Source organism: Stappia sp. TSB10P1A (assembly GCF_900185725.1).
GTDB lineage: Bacteria > Pseudomonadota > Alphaproteobacteria > Rhizobiales > Stappiaceae > Stappia.
Genome location: NZ_FYAU01000006.1, coordinates 1 through 1,432, shown reverse-complemented (window position 1 = coordinate 1,432; position 1,432 = coordinate 1). Strand labels below are relative to the sequence as shown.

The window sequence follows — 1,432 nt, the reverse complement described above, 5'->3', positions numbered from 1 at the left end:
CCGGCGAGGCACCAGGATAGCACCGTGCCGGACCAGAGCGCGATGTCGCCGTAATGGGCGTTTGGCCGTGCGATCAGACGCAGGGCCGGATGGTCGGCCACCTCCTCGCGCAGCCCGTTGCGGCCAAAGCGATGGATCGTCAGGCGTGCCTCGGGCAGAGCGCGCTGAATCCACTGGATCGGCGCCGTCACCACCGACGCGTCGAGGCCGTCGCCGATGGCCTTGCGATAGTCGTAGCGCGTGCGTGCCATGTTCGGCTGAAACGGCACCCAGCCCGGCGCGTGACGCATGACGGACAGCGCCTTTGAAAGCCATTTACGCATCTTGCGGGATCCAGTCGTCATCAAGAGTACGGGTCTCGCCGGCCGGCTTGGCAGAGGTGAGCGGGCGCCACGGCTGCGCCTTCACGCCGTCCGCCGCATGGATCGCCAGCGCCAGTGCCCAGAACCGGTCGGCGTGGCCGTCCGGGGTACGCTCTGCCGTGAAGCGGATATTGCCGGCGGCCGTCACCTGCTTGGTGACCAGGCGGAGGTCCGCCCGGATCGTATCGCGGTAGGGGATACGGACGCGGCGCTCTTCCATGCGCGAGCGGACAGGATAGGCGAGCGCCTCTTTCGCTTGGACCGTGAAGGTAACGCCTTCGACGCGATACTCGCCGAACTTGTCCTGGGCGTCATCAACCCAGCCTATGCCCAACCCTGTCTCGTCGATGCAGATGCGGGCGCACTTCTCGAACCACGGCCAGAGCACCTTTTCCTGCTCCGACTTCCGCATCTTGGACAGTTCTTCAACGTGCCTGGTGAAGAGTACGTCGCCGAGCTTCTCGACCACCCAGAGGACGGTCAGATCGCGCTTGCGGCCGATGTCGACCCCGGCGTAAAGGGTGCCGCCCTCGGGCGTCTGCCAATCGGCCCCTTGCGCGTACTCGGCCGAGGCGATCAGGTCGTACTCGAGGAAAGCCGCATCGTCGTCGGCCGGCTTGCACATGTACTCCTGAAGGAAGCTTTCCTCGTCGGCCGCGCCGCTCTTCACCCAATCGAAATAGGCCGCCTCGTCCATCTCCTGCCGCTCGTCTTCGTCCGGCAGGGATTGCTGCAGCTTCCACAGGAACCCGTCATCCAGCGCATTCTGCAGGGTGACGGTGTGCAGGCTGAGCTTCTTCGGGTTGCCGCCTTCCTTCGCCTCGCGCACGAGCGTGTTGAAGAAATTCTTCGATCCGCGGTGGGTGGAAATCACCTCCATTTGCCCGCCCCAGGTGATGCCCGGATAGGCAATCGACCAGAGCTTTCGTGGATCCGGGTGCAGGGCGAATTCGTCCAGCACGCGGCTGCCGCGCTTGCCGGCCTGGGCGTCCGGGTTGGAGCTCATGGAGTGGATGCGCCGGCCGTTGGCGAACTGCAGGACGAGCGCGCTGTGCTTCTTCTCGTCGTCG

The 1,432-nt window shown here is 65.3% G+C and carries 1 protein-coding gene and 1 pseudogene; both read right to left on the bottom strand.

Annotation, left to right across the window (positions count from 1 at the left end; genetic code table 11):
• Positions 1–323: pseudogene (locus tag TSB10P1A_RS01310) on the bottom strand (phage portal protein); the annotation flags it as partial.
• Positions 316–1,432, bottom strand: a 1,117-nt coding sequence (locus TSB10P1A_RS01305) for a terminase large subunit domain-containing protein (RefSeq protein WP_186386104.1), incomplete at its 5' end; no start/stop codon positions are given. The gene TSB10P1A_RS01305 and the pseudogene TSB10P1A_RS01310, both read right to left, overlap by 8 nt.